This window comes from Microbacterium rhizomatis, from assembly GCF_008710745.1.
Classification (GTDB): Bacteria; Actinomycetota; Actinomycetes; order Actinomycetales; family Microbacteriaceae; genus Microbacterium; species Microbacterium rhizomatis.
Map to the genome: position 1 here is coordinate 123,613 of NZ_VYSA01000005.1, position 23,418 is coordinate 147,030.

Annotated in this window: 22 protein-coding genes; 9 read left to right on the forward strand and 13 right to left on the reverse strand. The window is 69.1% G+C overall.

From position 1 onward, the window contains the following. Positions 1 to 129 precede the first annotated feature (129 nt). The gene (locus tag F6B43_RS17675) at positions 130 to 564 is read left to right on the forward strand and encodes a MarR family transcriptional regulator (protein WP_246160039.1); all 435 of its coding nucleotides are present in this window, start codon (positions 130 to 132) and stop codon (positions 562 to 564) included. A gap of 63 nt (positions 565 to 627) precedes the next feature. Next, entirely contained in the window at positions 628 to 1,086 is a 459-nt protein-coding gene (locus F6B43_RS17680; RefSeq protein WP_150450332.1) for a DUF3817 domain-containing protein, read from the forward strand. A gap of 26 nt (positions 1,087 to 1,112) precedes the next feature. On the opposite strand, the gene F6B43_RS17685 is transcribed toward F6B43_RS17680, so the two are convergent. The 3 genes from F6B43_RS17685 to F6B43_RS17695 are packed head-to-tail and all read right to left on the reverse strand — an operon-like array spanning position 1,113 to position 2,724. Continuing rightward, positions 1,113 to 1,388 carry a DUF6510 family protein gene (locus tag F6B43_RS17685; protein WP_150450333.1) on the reverse strand — a complete coding sequence of 92 codons (276 nt, stop codon included), beginning with the start codon at positions 1,386 to 1,388 and terminating at the stop codon, positions 1,113 to 1,115. Continuing rightward, a complete protein-coding gene (locus F6B43_RS17690; RefSeq protein WP_211368198.1) occupies positions 1,388 to 2,137 on the reverse strand; it encodes an FAD-binding oxidoreductase in 750 nt (249 codons plus the stop codon). The genes F6B43_RS17685 and F6B43_RS17690 overlap by 1 nt, the downstream gene beginning before the upstream one ends. Next, positions 2,134 to 2,724: a molybdopterin-dependent oxidoreductase gene (locus F6B43_RS17695; protein WP_150450334.1), complete on the reverse strand. Its 591-nt coding sequence runs from the start codon at positions 2,722 to 2,724 to the stop codon at positions 2,134 to 2,136. Before F6B43_RS17695 ends, F6B43_RS17690 begins: the two co-directional genes overlap by 4 nt. A 73-nt stretch (positions 2,725 to 2,797) precedes the next feature. On the opposite strand from F6B43_RS17695, the gene nhaA reads away from it, so the two are divergent. Both nhaA and F6B43_RS17705 read left to right on the forward strand, forming a co-directional pair. Then, the gene (gene nhaA, locus F6B43_RS17700; RefSeq protein WP_246160040.1) at positions 2,798 to 4,651 is read left to right on the forward strand and encodes a Na+/H+ antiporter NhaA; all 1,854 of its coding nucleotides are present in this window, start codon (positions 2,798 to 2,800) and stop codon (positions 4,649 to 4,651) included. 253 nt (positions 4,652 to 4,904) lie between these two features. Next, a complete protein-coding gene (locus F6B43_RS17705; protein ID WP_150450335.1) occupies positions 4,905 to 7,493 on the forward strand; it encodes an ATP-dependent Clp protease ATP-binding subunit in 2,589 nt (862 codons plus the stop codon). A 92-nt stretch (positions 7,494 to 7,585) separates the two neighbouring features. On the opposite strand, the gene F6B43_RS17710 is transcribed toward F6B43_RS17705, so the two are convergent. Beyond that, positions 7,586 to 8,713: a class I SAM-dependent methyltransferase gene (locus tag F6B43_RS17710; RefSeq protein ID WP_484502490.1), complete on the reverse strand. Its 1,128-nt coding sequence runs from the start codon at positions 8,711 to 8,713 to the stop codon at positions 7,586 to 7,588. Between F6B43_RS17710 and F6B43_RS17715 the strand changes: the two genes are divergently transcribed. The 5 genes from F6B43_RS17715 to F6B43_RS17735 all read left to right on the forward strand — a co-directional run bounded on the left by F6B43_RS17715 (position 8,707) and on the right by F6B43_RS17735 (position 12,872). Continuing rightward, complete coding sequence (locus tag F6B43_RS17715; protein WP_150450337.1) at positions 8,707 to 9,543, forward strand: LLM class flavin-dependent oxidoreductase; 837 nt, start codon at positions 8,707 to 8,709, stop codon at positions 9,541 to 9,543. The two genes, F6B43_RS17710 and F6B43_RS17715, sit on opposite strands and share 7 nt — an antisense overlap. Then, a complete protein-coding gene (locus F6B43_RS17720; RefSeq protein WP_150450338.1) occupies positions 9,540 to 9,956 on the forward strand; it encodes a DoxX family protein in 417 nt (138 codons plus the stop codon). Before F6B43_RS17715 ends, F6B43_RS17720 begins: the two co-directional genes overlap by 4 nt. 70 nt (positions 9,957 to 10,026) lie before the next feature. Next, the gene (locus F6B43_RS17725) at positions 10,027 to 10,899 is read left to right on the forward strand and encodes an LLM class flavin-dependent oxidoreductase (RefSeq protein ID WP_150450339.1); all 873 of its coding nucleotides are present in this window, start codon (positions 10,027 to 10,029) and stop codon (positions 10,897 to 10,899) included. 56 nt (positions 10,900 to 10,955) lie between these two features. Then, positions 10,956 to 12,479: an ATP-dependent DNA ligase gene (locus F6B43_RS17730; protein ID WP_150450340.1), complete on the forward strand. Its 1,524-nt coding sequence runs from the start codon at positions 10,956 to 10,958 to the stop codon at positions 12,477 to 12,479. Positions 12,480 to 12,491: 12 nt separating this feature from the next. Further along, complete coding sequence (locus F6B43_RS17735; RefSeq protein ID WP_150450341.1) at positions 12,492 to 12,872, forward strand: DoxX family protein; 381 nt, start codon at positions 12,492 to 12,494, stop codon at positions 12,870 to 12,872. Positions 12,873 to 12,933: 61 nt separating this feature from the next. On the opposite strand, the gene F6B43_RS17740 is transcribed toward F6B43_RS17735, so the two are convergent. From F6B43_RS17740 to F6B43_RS17785, 9 genes are all read right to left on the reverse strand, one after another. Next, positions 12,934 to 14,202, reverse strand: a complete 1,269-nt coding sequence (locus tag F6B43_RS17740; protein ID WP_150450342.1) for a sugar ABC transporter permease — start codon at positions 14,200 to 14,202, stop codon at positions 12,934 to 12,936. After that, positions 14,199 to 15,005, reverse strand: coding sequence for an ATP-binding cassette domain-containing protein (locus F6B43_RS17745; protein ID WP_150450343.1), 807 nt, complete (start codon positions 15,003 to 15,005; stop codon positions 14,199 to 14,201). Before F6B43_RS17745 ends, F6B43_RS17740 begins: the two co-directional genes overlap by 4 nt. A 103-nt stretch (positions 15,006 to 15,108) precedes the next feature. Beyond that, on the reverse strand, positions 15,109 to 16,182 hold the full coding sequence (locus F6B43_RS17750) for a sugar ABC transporter substrate-binding protein (protein WP_150450344.1): 1,074 nt from the start codon (positions 16,180 to 16,182) through the stop codon (positions 15,109 to 15,111). Between the two features lie 329 nt (positions 16,183 to 16,511). Continuing rightward, positions 16,512 to 17,768 (reverse strand): sugar ABC transporter permease, encoded by a 1,257-nt coding sequence (locus F6B43_RS17755; protein WP_150450345.1) that lies wholly within the window; start codon positions 17,766 to 17,768, stop codon positions 16,512 to 16,514. Beyond that, on the reverse strand, positions 17,765 to 18,655 hold the full coding sequence (locus F6B43_RS17760) for an ATP-binding cassette domain-containing protein (RefSeq protein ID WP_150450346.1): 891 nt from the start codon (positions 18,653 to 18,655) through the stop codon (positions 17,765 to 17,767). Before F6B43_RS17760 ends, F6B43_RS17755 begins: the two co-directional genes overlap by 4 nt. A 49-nt stretch (positions 18,656 to 18,704) precedes the next feature. Beyond that, the gene (locus F6B43_RS17765) at positions 18,705 to 19,784 is read right to left on the reverse strand and encodes a sugar ABC transporter substrate-binding protein (protein ID WP_150450347.1); all 1,080 of its coding nucleotides are present in this window, start codon (positions 19,782 to 19,784) and stop codon (positions 18,705 to 18,707) included. A 17-nt stretch (positions 19,785 to 19,801) separates the two neighbouring features. Further along, the gene (locus tag F6B43_RS17770; RefSeq protein ID WP_211368199.1) at positions 19,802 to 20,989 is read right to left on the reverse strand and encodes an ROK family transcriptional regulator; all 1,188 of its coding nucleotides are present in this window, start codon (positions 20,987 to 20,989) and stop codon (positions 19,802 to 19,804) included. A gap of 55 nt (positions 20,990 to 21,044) precedes the next feature. Continuing rightward, a complete protein-coding gene (locus F6B43_RS19680) occupies positions 21,045 to 22,298 on the reverse strand; it encodes an NYN domain-containing protein (RefSeq protein WP_170285735.1) in 1,254 nt (417 codons plus the stop codon). Between the two features lie 55 nt (positions 22,299 to 22,353). Then, on the reverse strand, positions 22,354 to 23,334 hold the full coding sequence (locus F6B43_RS17785) for a Gfo/Idh/MocA family protein (protein ID WP_150450348.1): 981 nt from the start codon (positions 23,332 to 23,334) through the stop codon (positions 22,354 to 22,356). Positions 23,335 to 23,418 lie beyond the last annotated feature (84 nt).

Genomic DNA, 23,418 nt, shown 5'->3' on the forward strand with positions numbered 1-23,418 from the left:
CTTGCACGGTATATCGCACGCTACGCGGCACTCCCGACATCGCGACCGGGCCCTCCTGCGATGACTAACATGGGCAGGCATGCGCGAACCGGATGCCTGAACAGCGTTCAGAAAACGGGAGGAGGCGACGTGGCTGCAGAACGACCGCCCTTCAGCCCGGTCATCGCGCTGCTGACCGTCTCGGCGGTGTGGGATTCCCAGCTGAACACCGCACTGCGCGACCTGGGACTCACAACGCGCAAGTACGGCCTGCTTGCACACGTGCAGGCAACGCCCGGCATCTCGTTCAGCGAGCTCGCCCGCCGCTCGCAGATCACCGTCCAGACCGCGCACACCGCTGTGCGCTCGCTCGCGGACGACGGACTCGTCGCCGACGCGATGGCGCTCGCGGGAGCGGCATCCGACCTCCGCGTCACCGAGAAGGGCGCTGCGGCGCTCGCCGAGGCCGATGCGCGGCTGGCACGCCTCGACGCCGCGCTCACCGCTGCCGATCGCGACCTGACCCAGGCGCTCGAGGGTCTGCACGAAGAGCCGTTCCGGGGCGCTCCGCCGGAGCACGGGTAAGCTTCAGTTATACTGAAGCTGGGGCCGGAGATCCTGTTCCGGGTCCGAGATCCGAGGAGTACCGTGTTCCGCTCGCCCCTGTTCCTGTTCCGCACACTCGCGATCGCCGAGGCGATCTCGTGGACGCTCCTCATCGGCGGACTCATCCTCCGGGCCACGAGCGGTCTGGCGATCGCCGTCACGATCGGCGGCGGCATCCACGGGTTCATCTTCCTGGCGTACGGCGCGACCGCCGTCCTCGTGGCCAAGAATCAGCGCTGGGATGCTCGGTCCACCGCGGTCGCCATCGTCAGCACACTCATCCCGTACGCGACGATCCCGGTGGAGATGTGGCTGCACCGGACGCGCCGCCTCGTCGGATCGTGGCGCCTCGAGGCGACCGCCGACCCACGCGATGCGGCGTGGCACGACCGGCTGATGCGGTGGTTCCTTCGTCGCCCGTGGATGCTCGGGGCCATCGTCGCCCTCGTACTCGTGGCGATCTTCGTGGTGCTGCTGGTGATCGGCCCGCCCGGTCGGTGAACTCGGCGCCCGTCTCGGGGCTCGCCTCAGGGCGCGGGCATCTCGAGGGCGGCGACCCCCGGCATCCCGAACCATCGCCGGCCGTCATCGGCGATCACGGTCGTGGCGAGTACCTCCGTGCACGTCGCGCACCGTGCGACCAGGCCCATCGCCGAGACGTAGACGAGCGCCCGGGCGAGCACGTCGACCGTGCCGCAGTGCCGGCATCGCGCTTCGCGGGCGGTGAGGTCGGCGCCGAGGGCGTCGGCGAGCACTCCGGCCAGAGCGTTGCCGTCGAGGTGGCCTGCAGGAGTCGGGCACATCACGCGCCTCCGAATCGCTCGGTGCGGATCGACGATCCACGGTGCCCCGCTGCCGTGAGCCAGTCCGCCACGGTCTCGACGAAAGCCGTCGGCCCGCAGACGTACACGAGAGGATCGGATGCCGCGGGCCACACGACCTCGTCCAGCCGGTCCCGTGTCACCCGCCCGGTGACCCCGGCCCACCCCGCCGGCGCTCGGCGCGTGTAGACGTAGTCGACCTCGACCGAGCTCGGCGGCAGCGCGGAGAACTCGCGGCGGAAGAAGACGTCGTCAGGGGTGCGCACGGAATACAGCAGCCGGAACGGGCTCGCGTCACCCGCCCGCGCGTGCGCCTCGGCGATCGCGTAAAGGGGGACGACTCCCGACCCGCCGGCGATGAGCTGCACCGGTCGAGGCTGATCTGTCGGCTGCCAGATGAAGAATGCGCCGAGGGGTCCGTGCAGCTCGAGCTGGTCGCCCACCTGGAGGTCTTCCACCAGGAAGGGCGAGACCTCGCCGTCGGGCACCTCGTCGACGGCGAGCACGACCTGTGTGCCTTCGCCCGACGACGCGATGGAGTACGAGCGCGATGCCTGGTACCCGTCGGGGGCGGTGAGGCGCACATCGACGTGCGCGCCGGGATCGTTGCCCGGCCAGGTCGGCACTTCGAACGTCAGGCGGCGCGCACTGGAGGTCTCGGGGACGGCGGCGACGACCGTTGCAGTGTGCCACGCCGCGGGGCGCCGCGGGGTCAGCGGCGAGGATGTCACCAGTAGCGCTCCTCTTTCCAGGGGTCGCCGTGCAGGTGGTAGCCGTTCTGCTCCCAGAAGCCGGGATCGTCTCGGGGCATCGTCACGAGGCCGTGGATCCACTTCGCGCTCTTCCAGAAGTACAAGTGCGGCACGAGCAGCCGCGCAGGGCCGCCGTGCTCGGGATCGAGAGGCTCTCCGTCGGCCTCGAACGCGATCCAGCTCTTTCCGCCGAGAAGATCGGCCATCGGCACGTTGGTCGTGTACCCGCCGTACGAGTGCGCCATGACGTACGCGTGATGGGTCTGCACCTGCGCGAAGATCGTGTCGAGCGAGACGCCTCGCCAGGGCATCTCGAGCTTCGACCAGTGGGTGACGCAGTGGATGTCGGTCGTGATGTCTTCGATCCCGAGGGCGCGCAGCTCATCCCACGACCACCGGTGCGTGCCGTTCTCCGTCGTGAGGGTGAACTCCCACTCCTCTGTCGACACGCGGGGAGTGGGGCCCGCCGACAGTACCGGCCAGTCGGGTGAGAGCGTCTGTCCGGGCGGGAGTCGAGGATCCCTGTCACGGCGCCGACCGGTGAAACCACGGGTGATGAAGGACATGCGACCCCTTCCGTTGGGATCACCCTAGCGACTGATCGACCCGATCAGCACCGTGAAGCGCCAGGATGGAGGCGTGACCAGCATCTCGCTCCTGCCGGCGCGGCCGCAGCCCGATCCCGCGACGCCCACGAAGAAGAAGAAAGCGCCCGGCGGCGACCGGCTCTCGGCCGCGATGATGCTTATCGGCACCGCGATCGCCCTGCTCTGGGCCAACCTGCCCGGCGACACCTACGAAGAGTTCTGGTCGATGCCGGTCGGCTTCTCGATCGGGGAGTGGACCGCCTTCTTCTCACTGCACCAGTTCGTCAACGAGGGCCTGATGGCGTTCTTCTTCTTCCTCGTCGGGCTCGAGGTGAAAAGACAGCTGACGATCGGAGAGCTGACCGACCGGTCGCGGGCGGCCGTGCCGATCGTGGCCGCCATCGCGGGCCTGATCGTGCCCGCCCTGATCTTCGTGCTCTTCACCGCCTCCACGGGCGAAGCGCACGCGTGGGGCATCGTCATCTCGACCGACACCGCCTTCCTGATCGGCGCGCTCGCGATCATCGGCCCGAAGTACCCGTTCCGCCTGCGCACCTTCCTGCTGACCCTCGCCGTGGTGGACGACATCGGAGCGCTCCTGGTCATCGCCCTCTTCTACTCCAGCGGCATCAGCCTGTGGCCCTCGCTCGCGGCGATCGTCATCATGGTGCTCATCGCGCTCGTGCGATTCCTGCCGGAGGGGCGCGGGTTCACGTACGCGGTGCTCGGCATCGCGCTGTGGGTCGTCGTGCTCCTTGCCGGCATCCACCCGACCCTCGCCGGTGTCGCGGTCGCCCTGCTCATCCCGGTGTTCTCGCCGCGGAGAGGTGACGTCGAGCGCACCGCCGAGCTCTCGCAGGCCTTCCGCGAGTCGCCGAACCCCATGTACGCCGCCGCGGTCACGCGGAGCCTGCGCGAGTCGCTGTCGATCAACGAGCGGATCGACAATGGATGGCGTCCCTACATCGCCTACGGCATCCTCCCGCTGTTCGCGCTCGCCAACGCCGGGGTGAAGATCGACGGCCAGGTGCTCATGGAGGCGGTCGCCTCACCCGTGAGCTGGGGAATCGTCGTCGGCCTCGTGCTGGGCAAGTTCGTCGGCATCACCGGTGCGACCGCCCTGATGCGTGCGATCGGGAAGGGGCAGCTCGCGCCAGGACTCGGCATGAACCGGATCGCCGGGGGAGCGACCCTCTCGGGCATCGGGTTCACCATTTCGCTCTTCCTCGTGCCGATCGCGATCTCCGACCCGCACACGCAGGATCTGGCGCGCGTGGGCGTGCTCGCCGCATCCCTCATCGCGTTCTTCCTCGGGTGGGCCGTGCTGTCGGTCGGCGACCGGCTGCGTCCGCCGCAGGCGATCGGCGCCAAGCTCGCTCGCCCCATCGACCCGACGCGGGATCACCTGCGCGGCCGGATCGACGCGCCCTACAAGATCGTCGAGTACGGCGATTTCGAGTGCCCGTTCTGCAGTCGTGCCACCGGGTCGGTCGACGCAGTCGTTGAGCACTTCGGCGATGACGTGCTCTGGGTCTGGCGCCACCTCCCCCTGGACAACCCGCACCCGCACGCGCAAGAGGCCGCGCAGGCGGCCGAGGCCGCCGCGCTCCAGGGGAGGTTCCTCGACATGGCCAAGAAGCTCTTCGCCCATCAGGACGCACTCGAGACCGACGACCTCTGCCGGTACGCGGAGCAGCTGGGGATGGACGCCGAGAAGTTCGCCGCCGATTTCGGTTCGCAGGCGGTGCTGCGACGGATCCAGGACGACCGGCTCGATGCGGAGCTCATGGACCTGAACACGACCCCGACGTTCTTCGTGAACGGCGTGCGGCACAAGGGTCCGTACGACTCGGCGAGCCTCATCCGCGCGCTGCAGGCACCGGCAGGGGTTCCCGCGACGCACTGATCGCGGGCACGGCGGGACTGGCCGGGCGTGGTCGGGTCTGTCGGCGCGTGTCCGCAAGATGGCTGGCGCGGATGCTGTCGCCGGCACGTGCCCGGACATGTGCGGGGGTGCCGAGCCCGCGGTGAACTGCCGCGGAGCAAAGTGGCGCGACCATGCTCGGAATACTCCGTGAGCTTCGGTGTTGAAGTTGATACGAAGGCGCTCAAGTTCCTAAACTTGACGCCTTGGCACTCAAGTTTCATGAGGAGGACTCGTGCCCGAAGACTTCACCCCCCAGAGCGACGAGAACGGCGCCGGCGCGTTCGATGAGTTCCTGGCCCGCTATATGGCGGGTGAGCGCGCCCGTGAGGCGCGTTCCATCGACCTCAGCAGGTTCCTGAGCAGTCGCACCCAGTCGATCCTGCAGGACGCGGGCCGCTTCGCGCTCGAGCGCGGGCAGCGCGAACTCGATGCTCTGCACGTGCTGCGCGTCATCGTGCAGCAGGCGCCGGCCGATGACGCCGTCCGCCGCGTCGGCGCCGACCCTCGTGCGATCGTGCGCGCGGTTGAGGACCGGCTCCCGGCACCCACCGACCCCGCCGGGATCGACGGGGCGGTGATCGCGCCGTCCGTGCAGCGCGCGCTGTTCCACGCATACCAGGTCGCGCGCGCGTCGGGCTCGACCTACGTCGACCCGGAGCACCTCTTCTTCGCGCTCGTCATCGCCCAGGATTCCCCCGCGGGCCAGGTGCTCGCCCAGGCCGGCGTCACGGCTGAGGCGCTGACCCAGGGCGCTCGCGAGACGGTGACGCCGAGCGGCGAGACCACGGGTGAGACCACGCCGGATGCCGCGGCATCCGAGACTCCGATGCTCGACCGCTTCGGCACAGACCTGACGGCGCTCGCGACAGCGGGCGACCTCGACCCGGTGATCGGGCGTCTGGACGAGATCGAGCAGACCATCGAGATCCTGAGCCGCCGCACGAAGAACAACCCCGTGCTGGTCGGCGAGGCGGGTGTCGGCAAGACCGCGATCGTCGAAGGCCTCGCCCAGGCGATCGTGGCGGGGACCGTGCCCGAGCAGCTGCGCGGCAAGCGCGTGATCGCGCTCGACCTGCCGGCGATGCTCGCCGGCACCCGCTACCGCGGAGACTTCGAGGAGCGCCTGACCACCACGATGGACGAGGTCGCCGCGCACAAGGGTGAGCTCATCGTCTTCATCGACGAGGTGCACACGGTCGTCGGCGCCGGTGGCGGCGGCGACGGGGCGATGGATGCCGGCAACATCCTCAAGCCGCGCCTCGCGCGCGGCGAGCTGCACCTGGTGGGTGCGACCACGCTCAAGGAGTACCGGGTGATCGAGAAGGATCCTGCTCTCGAGCGCCGCTTCCAGCCCGTGCGCGTCGGCGAGCCGTCCGTCGAGAACGCCGTGCTGATCCTCCAGGGACTGCGCGGAGCATATGAAGACCACCACGCCGTCACTTACACCGATGACGCACTGCGTGCCGCGGTGGAGCTCTCCGACCGCTACCTGAGCGATCGCGTCCTGCCCGACAAGGCCATCGACCTGATCGACCAGGCCGGCGCCCGGTTGCGGCTGCGGCTCGGCGTGAAGGTCGACGTCGGCGCCCTGGTGGCCGAACTCGCCACGCTGGAGGCCGACAAGAACGCCGCCGTGTCGGCGGAGCACTACGAAGAGGCCTCACGCATCCGCGACGCGATCCCGGACGTTCAGGCCCGGCTCGAAGCGGCGACCGTTTCGTCTCCCTCCGCTCGCTCGACGACCGATTCGACCGGCACCGTAGATGCGGTGGTCGACGAGGCGCAGATCGCCGCCGTGATCAGCCGGGCCACCGGCATCCCGGTCAACCGGCTCACCGAGACGGAGCGCGATCGCCTCGCGCTCCTCGAGGACGAGCTGCACGCCCGCGTGGTCGGTCAGGACGATGCGGTGACCGCGGTCGCCAAGGCGGTACGGCGCAACCGCACCGGCATGGGCGATACGCACCGACCGGTCGGTTCGTTCCTCTTCCTCGGCCCGACCGGCGTCGGAAAGACCGAGCTGGCTAAGGCTCTGGCGGGGTCTCTCTTCGACGACGACACGGCGGTGATCCGCTTCGACATGAGCGAGTTCGGCGAGCGCCACACGGTGTCGCGTCTGGTCGGTGCCCCTCCCGGATACGTCGGATACGACGAGGCCGGGCAGCTCACCGAGCGCGTCCGGCGCAACCCGTACTCGATCGTGCTGTTCGACGAGATCGAGAAGGCGCATCCCGACGTGTTCAACCTGCTCCTGCAGGTGCTCGATGACGGACGCCTCACCGACGGTCAAGGCCGGACGGTCGACTTCCGCAACACCGTGATCGTGATGACCTCGAATCTCGGCAGTGAGTTCCTGGCCTCGCGCTCCGGAGCGATCGGCTTCATCGCCGACGGCGGGGGTGCGACCGGGTTCGGGAGCGACAAAGACCTGCGCGACCGCGTGATGGGCAAACTGCGCGAGGCGATGCGGCCGGAGTTCCTCAACCGCATCGACGAGATCGTGCTGTTCCGCAAGCTCGCGGTCGATCAGCTGCGCGAGATCGTCGGGCTGCTGCTCGGCGCCACCCGCGCCCGCCTGACCAAGCGGGACGTCCAGCTCGACGTGACGGCCGCCGCGATCGACTGGATCGCCGAGAACGGCTACGAGCCGGAGTACGGCGCCCGGCCCCTCCGCCGACTCATCCAGCGCGAGGTCGACGACCGCATCGCCGACCTCTTCGTGAGCGGCGAGCTGGTGGACGGGGGAGCGGCCACGGTGGATGCCGTCGCCGGCACACTCGTGGTCCGCGCCGCCGTCGCCGAGGTGGCGCACGCCGCATAGCGAGGTGGCGCACACCGCATAGCGGGGCGGGGCGGATGCGGAGGCGTCGTCCGGAGTGATCCGGGCGACGCCTCTTCGCATGCCGGAGCAGCTCACCGGCGCGTGGATGCCGCAACGGTGAACTTCGCGTTGCGAGCGATCTGCCTGGTCGGCCCGACGATGCGCTCGAGCGCGGAGCGGTAGGCGAGGGGCGAATTCCACACCGTCCACAGCTCGCCCCCCGGTCGCAGAACGCGTGCGGCGTCGGCGAACAGCCCGAACGCCAGCCTCTTGTCGATCGAGGCGCCCTCGTGGAACGGCGGGTTCAGGGCGATGAATGCGGCGCTGCCGTCCGGGCGCTCCGAAAGACCGTCATCCCTCACCACGAGCACGCGATCGGCGACCCCGTTCGCCGAGGCGGTGGCGCGCGCCGAAGCGACGGCGGCCGCCGAGCGGTCTGTGGCGACGACCCTGATCTCGGGATGCTGGAGCGCCAGCCACACGGCGACGACTCCGCTGCCGCACGCGAGGTCGATCACATCGCCGCCCTGGGGAAGACGCTCGGGGAGGTTCTCGATCAGGAACCGGGTGCCGACGTCGACGGAGGTTCCCGCGAACACCCCGCCCAGGGCTGAGACGACGATCGGCTCGGCGATCCCCGGCAGGCTCTGCGCGGCACTGCGCGGCACGGGGTCGGCGCCGTCGTGCGGTCCGCGCGCGATGAGCACGCGCGACTTCTGCCGCGCGTGGGTCACATCGACGGTCGTGAAATGCGCGCGGAGGACGTCGTTCATCGTGAGAGACATGTGCTTGATCCGTCCGCCCGCGAAGACGACGACGTCCGGGCGCGCATGCGCGGCGATCAGCCCCGCGATATCCCGCAGCGCGTCGAGCGACCGGGGGAGGCGCACGAGTACCGTGGCGGCGTCCGCCACCAGGTGGGCGTCGAGGCCGAGCGAGCGCGCGGGCGACGCGGCATCGCGCAGGTCCCGCTCCGACGCCACTGAATCCTGGTGCACGCGCACGTCGACGGCTCCGTCGGCGAGCACCGCGTGGGCCAGCGCTCCCGACTCGTCGCCGATCACGACGAGCCGGCCCGGGAGCGTCGCCGCGCGCGTGGACGCCGATTCGTCGAGGATCAACCGGTCTGCCGCATCCGCATCACTCACCGCCCCACGGTAGCGCGCGGGCGCACGACGGAGCGCGGGAGTGCGGGGCGTGGGATGCTCGAGGGATGGCAGAACAACACAGCGCGGTGCCCAGGGGCGCGGTGTCGAGGGGCGCGGTGTCGATCGGCATCGCGGGATCACTCGGACCCGACGCGGGAGCAGCGGTCGCCGCAGCCGCCGAGCGAGCGGGATTCCGGAGTCTGTGGGTGAACGACACTCCCGGCGGGGACTCGCTCTCGGTGCTCGCCGCCGCCGCGGCCGTGACAGAACGCCTCGTGCTCGCGACGGGCGTGATCCCTGTGGATCGCCGGCCCGCCACCGAGATCATCGACGCCGTGGACCGGCTGGCCCTTCCCGAGGATCGTCTGATCCTCGGGATCGGCGCCGGTGGCACACGGATCGGTGCTCTCGCACTCGTCGGCGACGAGGTGCGGCGACTCAAGGGCGAAAGCGGCGCGCGTGTGCTCGTCGGTGCGCTCGGTCCGAAGATGCGCGCGCTCGCCGCCGAGGAAGCGGACGGCGCGCTCTTGAGCTGGCTCACGCCCGACCGGGCAGCCGAGCAGGCCGAGGGGGTGCGGGATGCAGCGCCCGCGAGCACCGGTTATGTCGCCCTCTACGCCCGCACCGCGGTCGACCCCAGAGCGATCGGGAAGCGCGATGACGAGGCGCGCCGGTATGCGAGCTATCCCGCGTATGCCGCGAATTTCGCCCGGCTCGGCATCGATCCGCTCGCCACCGTGCTGCCCGCGCCGGGGGAGGATCTGGCCGCGGGGGCGGCTGCCTACACGCGCAGCGTCGACGAACTGGTCCTCCGCATCATCACGGTATCCGACACGCTCGACGAGCACCTGGAGTTCATCGAGGGTGCTCGCGACGCACTGGCCGAGCGGACGAGCGAATGAGCCGCCGTCGTGGCCGTTCGCGCGCATCCGGCATCCTGAGACTCATCGCGCGCCTGGTGCTTTCGGGCTTCCTCGTGTACACGGGACTCTCGCACCTCTTCTGGGGTCGCCGTGGCTTCCGTATCGCGGTCCCGGACTGGGCGGTCCGGCAGACGCGCCTCGACAAGGATGCGATCGTCGTCTCCTCGGGTGCAGTCGAACTCGCTCTCGGGGCGGCCCTGGTGGTTCTCCCCAAGGAGCGTGCGCGTGTCGGCGGGCTCGTTGCGGCGTTCTTCGTCGCGGTCTTCCCCGGGAACGTGCATCAGTGGCTCACCGGGAGACCTGCCCCGATGATGCGCACCGACATGTCGCGATTCGGGCGCCTGTTCCTGCAACCGGTGCTCGTGGCCTGGGCTCTGTGGAGCACCTCCTGACTGCGTCGCCGTTTCGCACGGTGAGGACGACTCTGACAGAGTGAGGGCCCGCCTCTGGCAGAGTAGAGGGATGCCACGCATCGGTGCGATCTTCACCCCGTCCTTCCCGCCCGAGGCGCTCCGCAACGCCGTACAGACCGCCGAGGCGGAGGGGGTGCCCGAGCTCTGGCTCTGGGAGGACTGCTTCCGCGAATCGGCGTTCGCCGCGGCATCCGCCGCCCTGGCATGGACCGAGCGCCTGCGGATCGGCATCGGGGTGGCGCCGATGCCGTTCCGGAACGTCGCCGCGCTGGCGATGGAGATCGCGACGGTGGAGCGGCTCTTCCCGGGCCGGCTGATCCCCGGCGTCGGTCACGGCGTGCTGTCGTGGATGGGGCAGATCGGCGCCCGCGTCGCATCGCCCCTCACCCTGATGCGCGAGTACGTCCCCGCGCTCCGAGGTCTCCTCGCGGGCGAAGAGATCTCGACGGACGGGCGCTACGTGTCGCTCGATCAGGTCAGGCTCGACTGGCCCCCCGCGCAGCCCGTCGCCGTCCTGGCCGCGGGCGAAGGCCCCAAGACCGTGCGGCTGACCGGTGAGGTCGCCGACGGCACGATCCTCCCGGACGGCAGCAATCCCGAGCGCGTCGCGCGGACCCTTGCGCTTGCGCGGGAGGGACGCGAAGCGGCCGGGCGCGACGGGGCGCACGAACTCATCGTGTTCGTGATCGCGGCGTTCGGCGGCGATGAGGCTCGTGCCGCTGTCAGGGTTCAGCTCGAGAAGTCGAAAGGCGAGGCCGATCCCGCGCTCGTCATCGGGGGCGGCCCCGAGGACGTGGCCGCGGCTGTCGGGCCGTTCTTCGATGCAGGAGCCACCGCCGTCATCCTCCAGCCGCGCGAGGGCGAGCCTGACCTGGCGGCATTCCTCGCCGGCGCCGGAGCCGTCTCGCGCCTGCACGCCTGAGGCCTGTACGCGATCCGACCGCTCTCGGTGTCGGTCGTCGGTGCGAGACTGCAGGGATGCTGTTGTCCGAGCTCGCCGCGACGTCCGATCTGGTGGGGTCCACATCCTCGCGCACGGCGAAATCTGCCGCCCTTGCCGCGCTGCTCGGGCGATTGGAACCCGCCGAGATCGCGCCGGCCGTCGGGTATCTCGTCGCCGCTCCACGGCAGGGGCGCGTCGGTGTGGGCTGGCGTGGCCTGACTTCGCTGGATGTCTCGCACGCCGACAACCCGACATTGACCGTCGCCGACACCGATGCGTTCCTCGATCGGCTGGTGGCGGCATCCGGAGCGGGTTCTGCGGCGACGCGCGCCGAGCTCCTGCGCGCGTTCGCGGGTCGAGCGACCCCCGGTGAGTGGGCCTTCGTTTCCCGCGTTCTCCTCGGCGAGCTGCGGACGGGTGCGCTCGAGGGCGTGCTCCTGGACGGCATCGTCACCGCCTCGCAGCGACCGGCGGCATCCGTCCGGCGTGCCGCGATGCTGTCGGGCGATCTCGGCGCCACCGCCGTCATCGCGCTCACGGGCACGCCCGAAGAACTCGACGCCGTCGGATTGGTGGTGGGGCGCCCGGTCCTGCCGATGCTCGCGTCCACCGCGGCGACCGCGGGTGATGCGATCGCCGTCACCGGCCCGGCATCCGTGGAGTACAAGCTCGACGGTGCACGGATCCAGGTCCATCGCGCCGGCGACGACGTGCGCGTGTTCACGCGCAACCTGGCCGACATCACCCATCGCGTACCGGAGATCGTGGAGGTCGTGCGAGCCCTGCCCGCCGACCGGCTGATCCTCGACGGCGAGACGCTCTCGCTCGATGAAGACGGCGGCCCCCGCCCCTTCCAAGACACGATGTCGCGGTTCGGCTCCGAGACCACGCGGGCGATCGCGTTGCAGCCGTGGTTCTTCGATGTCCTCCACGTCGATGGTCGCGACCTGATCGATGAGCCGCTCTCGCTCCGTCTCGACGAGCTCGAGCGCATCGCGGGCGCTTTCCGTATGCCGGGCATCCGCACCTCCGACGCGGCGGTCGCCGAGCAGCTGTCCCGTGATGCGCTGGCCGCCCGCCACGAAGGCGTTGTGGTCAAGTCCCTCGACTCGCCCTACACCGCGGGCCGCCGGGGCAAGAGCTGGATCAAGGTCAAGCCGGTGCACACCTACGACCTGGTCGTTCTCGCAGCCGAATGGGGTTCGGGGAGGCGGACGGGGCTCCTGTCGAACCTGCACCTCGGGGCGCTCGACCCGGTCGGTGAGTTCGGTGAGCCGGGTGGCTTCGTGATGGTCGGCAAGACCTTCAAGGGGCTCACCGACCAGCTCCTGCGGTGGCAGACCGAGCGCTTCCCGCAGCTCGAGACCCGCCACACCTCGTCCACCGTCTACATCGAGCCGCTCATCGTCGTCGAGATCGCGATCGACGGGGTGCAACGCTCGACGAGGTATCCGGGCGGCATCGCGCTGCGGTTCGCACGCGTCAAGGCGTACCGCGACGACAAGCTACCGCGCGACGCCGATACGATCCAGACGCTCCGCGCGATGCTTCCGGGCTGATTGACTGAGCGCATGAAGAACTTCACGCGCTGGCTGCTCGCATCCGGACTCGTCTTCGCCGGCCTCACCCACCTGTTCTGGGGCCGTAGAGAGTTCCAGGCCCAGGTCCCCGACTGGACGACCGAGATCCTCCCGATCGACAAGGACGGGGTGGTGGTCGCATCGGGCGCCGTCGAGATCATGCTCGGCGCGGCGCTCGTCGTGTTTCCGAAGGAGCGGACTCGGATCGGCGCGATCCTCGCCGCGTTCTTCGTCGCCGTCTTCCCCGGCAACGTCGAGCAGTACACGAAGCGGCGCGACGGCTTCGGGCTCGACACCGACACCAAGCGCTTCGTGCGCCTCTTCTTCCAGCCCGTTCTCGTGGCGTGGGCACTCTGGAGCACGCGCCGCTGAAACGACGAAGCGCCGGGGAGAGCGGATGCTCTCGCCCGGCGCTCGGCCGTTGTGACGCGGGTTAGGTCCTCGCCCCGCCCCCTGAGCGCAGACGCGACACCGCGTCCACGGTGGCCGCAAGGATCAGCACACCGCCGGTGACCAGCAGGTTGATGCCGGCCGGGAGGCCGAGCAGACCGAGGCCGTTCGTGATCACGGCGATCACGAGTGCGCCGATCGCCGCGTGGATCAGCCGGCCGCGTCCGCCGAAGAGGCTGACGCCGCCGACCACGGCCGCGGCGACGCCGCTGAGCACGATGTCGCGTCCGACGGTGGCATCCACGGATCCGACCCGGGCCACACTGAACAGTGCGGAGACGACGGCGAGGGTCGAGCAGATGACGAATGCCGACCACTTCACCCAACGGACCTTGACACCAGAGCGTCGGGCCGCTTCGGCGTTGCCGCCGATCGCGTAGACGTAGCGGCCGAACTTCGTCCGGTCGAGCACGAACGTGCCCAGCCAGAGGATCACCAGCACGATCGGCACGATCACCGGCACGCCCTGCACAGCCCGCACGCCCTGGCCCCGGTCCTGGTTGAGGACGAAGACGAACACCCCGCCCAGCACGAGGATGACGCCGAGCTTGATCCATACGAGCGAGATCGCCCGGTTGGGGACACCGGCACGAGCGCGGCGCGCACGATCCCAGAACGACGTTCCCGCCGAGACGGCGAGCATGACCAAGAGCATGACCCATCCTGCCCAGACCGGCATGTTGCCGTTCTGGATCGCCAGCAGCTCCGGCACCTCGAGGCGGTACAGGCCACCATCGCCGATGATCAGCAGGGCGAGGCCCTGGTAGCCCAGGAACAGGCCCAGGGTCACGACGAAGGACGGTATGCCGACGCGGGCGACGAAGAACCCGATCAGCGCTCCTGTGCCGAGGCCCACGCCGAATCCGATGAGCAGTGCGATCGGCCATGGGACGCCGAACTGCGCGTTCAGCACGACGAACAGGGCCATCGCCACGCCACCCGTGACGCCCGCCGACAGGTCGATCTCACCCAGGAGCAGCACGAAGACCAGGGCGATGCCCAGCATCACGAGGGTCGCGGCCTGATTGAGCAGGTTGGCGAAGTTGCGCTCGGTCAGGAAGAACGGGCTGAGAGCGGTGAAGAGGATCGTGAGGACGACGAGTCCGCCGATCGCGGGGAGTGCCCCCATGTCACCGCCGCGCACGCGCTGCCACCAGGCCCGGACCTGGTCGACGACGCCGCCTTCCATCCCGCTGCCGATCAGATCGCTCGCCACCGGGTCGGGCCCGGCGTTTGTGGTCGTGGCGGTCATGCCGCTCCTCCTGTCACGATCGTGGTCGTGCCGACGTGCTGAATGCCGTCCATCGTCTTGGTTCCGGTGATGTACCCGACGACGTCGTCGCGGGTGGTGTCCTTCACGGCGATCTGGGCCACCATCTGCCCGAGGTAGAGCACGGCGACATCGTCGGCGACCGCGAACACATCGGCGAGGTTGTGGCTGATGAGGATCACGGCGACGCCCTGCGACGCGAGGCGCTCGACGAGATTGAGCACCTGCTCGGTCTGGGCGACGCCCAGAGCAGCCGTCGGCTCGTCGAGGATCACCACGCGCGCCTTCTTGAGCACCGCACGTGCGATGGCGACCGTCTGACGCTGGCCACCCGAAAGCGACGAGACCTTCTGCCGCACCGACTTGACGGTCCGCACCGAGAGCGAGCGCAGGGTGTCGGACGCGTCCTTCTCCATGCGACCTTCGTCGAATGTTCCGGCCACGAGCTCTTCGCGACCGAGGAACATGTTCTGCACGATGTCGAGGTTGTCGCACAGCGCGAGGTCCTGATACACGACCTCGATGCCCAGAGCCGCGGCATCCCTCGGAGTGTGCAGGTCGCGATGCACACCATCGATGCGCACCTCGCCTTCGTCGTACGGCTGGACGCCGGCGAGGCCTTTGATGAGCGTGGACTTGCCCGCGCCGTTGTCTCCGACGAGGGCTGTCACCTTGCCCGGGTACACATTCAGATCGACGCCTTTGAGCACGCTCACGGGGCCGAAGGATTTCTTGATGCCGATCAGCTGGATGATCGGCTCGGATGAGGTTGTTGCTTCTGACATGCTCGCTTCCTTGCGGGTCGGGGCTCGGCACGCCGCGAGGGGCGCCGCGCCAGTGATGACGCGACGCCCCCGCGGCTACTCGGTTTCGCGGTTACCGATATCGCTACGGCGCGACGACACCGAACTGCGCGCAGGCTGCCGCGACATCCGGGGTGCAGACGTCGTCGTAGGCGGCGTCACCGGCGGCGACGACATCCTTCACCTTGGTCTGGTCGACCAGGATCGGCGTGACCTGGATGTACGGCGTACCGTCGTCCAACTTCGCGCTGGCGGAGGGCGTGCTGCCCTTCAGCAGAGCGACCGCGGTGTCGACCGCAGCGGTTGCCTCGTCCTTGACCGGCTTGTAGACGGTCGCGGTCTGCCATCCGAGGAGGATGTTCTGAAGGCCTGCGACGTTCGCGTCCTGACCCGACACGGCAACGCCCTTGAGGTTGTTGTCCTGAAGGACCTTGATGACACCGGCCGCGTTCGTGTCGTTGGCGACCCAGACGCCGTCGACCTTGCCGCCGAGCGAGGTCAGCGCCTGCTCGAAGTTGGTCTGCGACTTCGCCTGGTCCCAGACTCCCGGAGGCTCGGCCGCTGCCTTGATGCCCGCGGCTTCCATCACCTTGACGGCTCCGTCGTGGAACATCTTGGCGTTGCCGTCGGTCGGGTCGCCGCCCATGTAGACGACGGTCGCCGTCTTCGGGTCCTTGCCGGCGGCCTTGAGCCCGTCGAGGACGGTCTGGCCCTGGAGCTCGCCGACCTTGACGTTGTCGAACGACACGTAGTAGTCCGCGCCCGTGAAGGGACGGTCGTACGCGATCACGGGGATGCCCTGAGCTGTGGCCTTCTTGGCGACGGCGACTGCCGCACCCTGGTAGTCCACGAGGAGCATGACGCCGCAGCCCTTGGTGAGCTGCTGGTCGGCGATCGTCGAGTACTTGTTGACGTCGCCCTGCGCGTTCTGGATGTCGGCTTCGAAACCGGCGGCCTGAAGACCTTCCTGCAGGTACTTGCGGTCGAAGTTCTCCCAGCGCGGCGAGGACGCCGCATCGGGAAGGATCACGCAGGCGCGGCCTGCATCTGCAGCAGCCGCCGTCGTCGTGCCGCCACCGCTGGAGCCGGAACATCCGGCAAGCATGACCGCCGCCGCACCACTGAGTGCGACCACGGCAAAGAGGGAAGACTTCTTCATCTTTCGCCTTTCTTCGTTGAATGTGCGAGGTCCAGGTCTGCCTGGCGGGTTCGCTTGAGGAAAGCCTGACGAGATCAGAGCTTGTCGTCAAGTCTTGAACGTAACGCTTTGGCAACGCGCCTCATGGGTTCAGAGCGTGACTCACGTCGCTGTACACGTCGGGGTGATCTCTGGGCATTCTGGCACGCATTCGGCCCCCTGCCCACGCATTGTGTGAAGGTTATGGACACCCTCTGAAACCCGAGTGATCGCTAGAGTTTGGGACCTGAACTCAGGATGCTCGGCATACGCACCTTGAGATCCGGGCGACTGACGGGGCCGGAGAGGGATCAGGCTCGTCCGGCGGCTGTTCGGGTGCGTCGCGACAGCGAATCCACGATCACCGCGAGGACCAGCACGATGCCCGTGATCATGAATCGCACGGACGAATCCAGGTTGAGCAGGGTCAGGCCGGACGAGATCGATTGGATCACCACGATCCCCAGCAGCGCGGCGAATGCCGTGCCGCGTCCTCCGAAAAGACTCGCTCCTCCGATCACGGCGGCCGCGATCGCATTGAGGTTCGTGTCGCCCACCCCAGAGCTCTGGTTGGCGGCGCCGAGGCGAGCGGCTGCGAGGATGCCGCCCACCGCCGCGAGGCTCGAACACAATGCGAACACCGAGATGTACACCCGGTCGACGTGGATGCCGGCACGTCGCGCCGCTTCGTCCGACCCGCCCACGGCGTACACCGATCGCCCCCACCGCGTTCGAGTCAGCAGGAAGTTCGCGAGAACCACCAGCATCAGGAAGAAGAGGAACATCACCCCGACTCCGCGCGACAGGTTCAGGTACCACGTCGCCACGAGGAGGAAGACGAGCAGCGTCCCGGCGCGCACGCCGATGTCGAGATAGCTCTGGCTGATCAGATCCGCCGCCGACCGCCGCTGCGCGAGACGGATCCGTGACCAGGCGTATCCGCCCACCGCGATCACCACCACCAGATACGACGCCCAGGCCGGAAGGAACAGATGCTGCGCGAACTCGACGATCCACGAGTCCGGCAGATTGATCGACCCCGCGCTCCCGAGCACCCAGAGCTGCAGCCCCAGGAACCCCAGGAGACCGGCGAGGGTGATCACGAAGCTCGGCACGCCGAACCGCGTGTACAGGAAGCCGTAGAGCACGCCGGCGAGGCATCCGATTCCCACGGCGGCCACCAGGGCCAGCTCGAGGGGCCACTGCAGCTGCACGAACGAGACCGCGAGGACGGCACCGGCGAGCCCGGAGACGGAGCCGACCGACAGATCGATCTCGCCGACGAGCAGGACGAGCACCACGCCGAGCGCGATCGTGCCGATGGCGGCGCACTGCATCGTGAGATCGACGAGGTTGCGGCTGGACAGGAAGACGGGGTTGAGGATCTGGAACACCGTCCAGATCAGGGCCAGTCCGATCACCACGGGGAGGGAACCGAGGTCACCGCCGCGCACGCGGGTGAGCAGGGTCCGCAGCCACCGGCGGATGCCGGTGCGGCCCAGCACGCCGTTGTCGTCGAAGTCGACCGTCGCCACGGCGCCCGTCGGGTCGGGTCTGCCGAGACTCATGCGTCGGTGTCCCGGGCGAGATCCTTCATGCGACGAGGTCCGGAGCGGGGGAGCGGAATGATCATGCCCTCCTCGGCCGGGACCGCGGAGCCCGACGAGGTCGGCCGGTCGGCCGCACGGCGGGTCACCGCATTGTCGGTCGCTCCGGTGATGGCGGCGATCAGGGTGGCGCTCGTCACCTCGGCGACGTTGTACACCCCGTTGTTGCGCCCGAGCCTGAGCACGACCACCCTGTCGGCAACCGCCATGACGTCGGCCATGTTGTGACTGATGAGAACGACGCCGTGGCCGCGTTCGCGCAGCCGCTCGATCAGGTTGAGCACCTCCGCCGTCTGTGCGACGCCGAGCGCGGCCGTCGGCTCGTCGAGGATCACGACGCGGGGGTCGCCGATCAGCGAGCGTGCGATGGCGACCGTCTGGCGCTGGCCGCCGGACAGGGACGCGACAGGGGTGCGCACGGACGAGATCTTCGCGGACAGCTCGCGCAGAAGCGACCACGTGCGCTGCTCCATGTCGACCTCGTCCAGCCGTGTGCCCTGCACCAGCTCGCGCCCGAGCCACAGATTGGCGACGACATCGAGGTTGTCGCACAGCGCGAGATCCTGGAAGACGGTCGCGATCCCGAGATGCTGAGCATCCGCAGGGCTGGCGATCTCGACCAGCTCCCCGTCGTACTCGATCGTGCCGGCATCCGGTTCGTGGACGCCCGACAGCAGCTTCACCAGGGTGGACTTGCCTGCTCCGTTGTCGCCGACGAGGGCGACCACTTCGCCCTCGTTGACCCAGAAGTCGACGTCGGTGAGCGCTCGCACCGCACCGAAGCGCTTGCCGATCCCACGCACCGTGAGCACGCGCTCGCGGGCTCGTCCCACGCGGGGTTGTGTCATCGGCATCGTTGCGCTCTCATCCCTCGGATCATGTGCGGCCCGCAGAAGGCTAACCGATCCCGGCCTTGGTGCATGCCTCGGCGTAGTTCGGCGTACAGATGTCGGCCACGGTCCAGAATCCATCGGCGACGACGGTCTGCATGATGTTGTCGATCGTCACCGCGACAGGCTCCAGAAGTGTGGCGGGCACGCCATCGACCTCCAGCGGGGCCGTGACGGTCTCTCCCTTGAGCAGATGTACCGCGATCTCCGCCGCCAGCGTCGCCTGCTGCCGGATCGCCTTGTAGACGGTCATGTACTGCTCTCCGGCGACGATCCGCTGGATCGCGGAGAGTTCGGCATCCTGCCCCGTCACCAGAGGCAGGGGCGAGACCTCCGCCGCCTTGAACGCCGAGATCGCCCCGCTGGCCGTCCCGTCGTTGGCCGCGTACACGCCGGCGATCTTGTCGCCGTACTGGCTGATCTGGCCGGCCACCCAGGCCTGCGCCTTGTCCGGGCTCCAGTCGGGGGTCTGGTACTCCGCCAGGATTCGCACGTCACTGCGGTCGATCACGCTGCGGGCGCCGTCACTGAACGAGGTCGCGTTGCTGTCGGTCGGCGAGCCGTTGACCATCAGGATGCCGGGATCCGGCTCACCCGCCGCATTCAACGCGTCCACGAGCGCAGTCGCCTGCAGGACGCCCACCTTCTCGTTGTCGAACGACACGTAGTAGGCGAGGGTGCCGCCCGCGACGAGGCGGTCGTACGAGATCACGGGCACGCCGGCCGAGTTCGCGGCGTTCACGATGCTGACGGCAGCCTTTCCGTCGACGGGATCGAGCACGAGCACGCCCGCGCCGTTCGCGAGGGCGGATTCGGCCTGCTGCTGCTGCTTGGCCGCATCCTGATCGGCGTTGGCGTAGAGCACCTGATACGACCCGAGCTCAGCCACCCTGCTCTCGAACGTCGGCCGGTCGAACGTCTCGTAGCGCGACGTCTTCGCATCCGGGAGGAGCAAGGCGATCGTGCCGGCGGAGTCGGATGACGGGGCGCATCCGGTGAGCCCGGCGACGGCCAGCACGAGAGCGACGGCGATGGCCGCCAACCGCCTCGCGGGCGCTCTGGATCCGCGTGCCACGTCTGTGCGCATGGGTGCATTCCGCCCGCTCACGCCGAGAACGGCATCGCCTCGGCGTCGACCGTGACGTGATCGAGGGCCACCGCGATCGCACCGCGCGTCTCGGCCCAATCGCCGAACGAGGCGCCCACGATCTCGGGCAGCCCGCCCGCTGCGGCCAGTGCGCTGCGGTCGAGGGAGTGGCGCATCGGAGCCATCAGGATCTCGCCGGCCTGGGCGAGTTCTCCGCCGATGACGATGAGTTCGGGATCGAACAGGTTGCACAGGCTCGCTGCGGCGATGCCGATGTGGCGTCCGGCGTCGGCGATCACTCGACGTGAGCTGCCGTCGCCCGCTTCGGCTGCCTGGATGAGGTCACCGAGCCGCTGCATGCCGTCGCTCGGCGGGAAGAGCGAAAGGAGAGCGGGACCCCCGGCGAATGTCTCGAGGCAGCCGCGGTTGCTGCAGCGGCAGATCGGCCCGTTCTCGTCGATCGTGACGTGGCCGATCTGGCCGGCCTTTCCGTTCACACCGCGGAACAGGTCGCCACCGACGACGAGTCCCGCGCTGATCGTGTGCCCCACCCGGATGAAGACCGACGACGACACGGAGCGGGCGCTTCCCTCTCGGGCTTCGGCCAGGCCGCCGAGGTTCGCCTCGCTGTCGACATAGACCGGCCGCCCGATGCGCTCGCTGAGGCTCTCGGCGACGTCGACGCCCTCCCACCCGCGAAGCAGACCCGGGGTGGAGATCATTCCGGTGCGGTAGTCGATCGATGCGGGAAGGGCCAGCCCCACCGCCAGGAGGTCGCTCACCGAGCCGCCGAGGGACTCCATCATGTCGCTGAGGAGGATGCTCAGCCGATCGAGTTCTGCATCGTGCCGGTGATCCAGCGGCAAGGGGAGCGAGGTCTGGCTGACGACGGTGCGGGTGGCGTCGGCGATCGAGATGTGCAGCTGGCGTGAACTGAAGTGCACCCCCGCCACCAGGCCCAGCTGGCGGGCCAGCGAGACGAGGGTCGCGCGGCGACCGCTCCGCGACGTGATCGAGGTGTGAAGCAGCCCCGATGCGGTCAATTCCTTGACGATGTTCGAGACCGTGGCCGGCGACAATCCGGTGCTTCCGGCGAGTTCGACCTGCGTCAAACGGCCGTGCCGCTTGAGCGATTCGACCAGGCGCGCTCGATTGGCCTCCCGGAGGGAGGATTGCGAGCCCGGCGGGGCAGTCAGACGTGCCACACGCGTCACTTTACTCGACGGGTCTTCTCACGGCACGAAATTGCACCGTGAGCTGTCACTGCTCACGCAGACGCACCAAGCGTTCGTGGCCGGTCTCTTCGAGCTCCGCGATCGATTCGCGCGCCTTGACGAAGTCGGAGAACGACCGGTATCCGAGCGCCTTCTCGCTGAACGACGGGTCCATGCGACGCATATGCGTCTTGACCGCCGAGCTGTGCAGCCACTCCGCATCGTCCTTGTCGTGACCCAGTCGAAGGGCCCTCTCCAGCAGTGCGGTGGCGGTCTCCTGCGGGTCTTCCGCCGGCTCATCCGCCGCCGGTTCCTCGACGAGGGGGGGAACGGATGCGGCGGCCTCGGCCGCGGCGGCCAGGGTCTTGGACGACACCCGGCGGTTGGTGCGCTTGGGCGCGACGACGTCGAGCGCCCCCACCAGGGTGGCCTCGACGTCGGATGCCCCGGAGAACTCCAGAGCAGTGCCCGGCGCCGCGGGCGGGCCATCGACGACGGCGGGGGGCGCGGTCTGCGGCTCACCGGAGACGGCCGACTCGGCGGTGGCCGCAGCATCCGCCGTCTCTGCCTTCGCCTTCGCGCTGGTGCGGCGGCCGGGCGAGCGCGTTTTGGGTGCGTCTTTCGCGGGAGCGTCCGCGGCGGGCTCGGTGGGCGCCTTCGCGGCCTGCTCTTTCGCGGCCGGCTCCTTGGCTGCTCGGCCGGAGTGCGCCTCTTTCGCCGGGGCCCGCACGATGGGCTTGACCCCGGGCAGCGAGTCGTACGCCTCGAACTCGTCGCATGACGCCGCCAGCGACTTCGCGGTCGAGCCCGCGACACCCACTCCGATCACGTAGCGGCCGAGCCGCTTGCACCGCTGCGCGAGCGGGACGTAGTCCGAGTCGCCGGCGACGATCACGACGTGCGTGAGGTCGGGAAGCCGGAACATATCCTCCACCGTGTCGACCGCGAGGCGGATGTCTGCGCCGTTCTTGGCATATGCCGCCGCGGGGAACAGCTGCACCAGGTCGACCGCGCGCCCGACGAGCTGCGTGCGGTAGATCGCGTTGACCGGCGACGACCAGTCGGCGTAGGCGCGCGTGAGCACCAGGGTGCCGAAAGACGCCGCGAAGTCGATGATGGCGCCGACGTCGATCGTCGCCGCCGCGAGCCGCTCCGCGATCTCGGGCTCTGTGGGGTTCTCGGCGATGCGCTGCCGATCACGCGCGTACGAGTTGCGCCCGTGCACGCGGTCGTACCACGACATCACGATGTTGTCGAAGTCGAGGTAGACGGCGACGCGGGCGCTCTGTGAGTCGGGCATGCATCCAGTGTGTCACCCGCTGGGCCGGGTCACTGCGCAGTCTCGTCCTCGGCCCTCACTCGCCGGGGTAGCGCACGCCGATCTGCCGGCGGATCTCGTCGAGGGTGCCCATGATCGCCACGGACTCGTCGATGGGAAGGATATCGCCGGCGAGGTTTCCCTCGGCGATGAGCCGCTCGGCGGCGAACGCCTGATACTGCATACCCCGGCTGATCACGTCGGACTCGTAGGATTCCCGCACCGTGCCGTCGGGCGCGATGACGCGGAACGATGTGGGGGTGTACCACACGCTGTCGATATCGATGCGCGCCTCGGTGCCGAGGACGCTCGCGGTGTTCGGGCCCACCGCACGCGACGACGACAGAGTGGTGGCGATCTGCCCGCCGGGGTAGGTGAAGATCGTCGCGACGTCGGCGTCGGTCTCCGTGCCCTGCAGCCGCGCAGCGGCCTGGATGCCGGAGGGCGCGCCCAGCACATCCCACGCGAACGAGATGGGGTAGATGCCGAGGTCGAGCAGCGCCCCGCCGCCGAGTTCTCTCGCGTTGAGCCGGTGGCCGGGATCGTCCGTGATCTTCTGCGTGTGATCGGCCGTCACGGCGCGGATATCGCCCAGCGTGCCCTCCGCGATGATCTCGCGGATGCGCACCATGTGCGGCAGGTACCGCGTCCACATCGCCTCCATCGCGAGAAGGCCCTTCTCGGCCGCGAGATCGCGGATGCGGGCCGCTTCGCCCTCGTTGAGGGTGATCGGTTTCTCGATCAGGACGTGCGTGCGGTTCTCCAGGGCGAGCACGGCGTTCTCGACGTGGGCGGGGTGCGGGGTCGAGATGTAGACGATGTCGACGTCGGGGTCGGCGACCAGGGCCTCGTACGAGCCGTACGCGCGCGGGATGTCGAACTCGGCGGCGAACGCGTCCGCAGACGCCTGGGTGCGCGATCCGACGGCGATCAGATCGAGGCCCGCGGCGCGCAGGTCTGTGGCGAAGGCGTGGGCGATGCCGCCCGTGGCGAGGATTCCCCAGCGAAGTCCGGTCATGCCACGAGCGTAGCGAGCGATCCCGACTCGCAGGTACGCGGGGCGGACGCCCGGCACACCGCGCTCCGCGTGCGGCACGAGGAT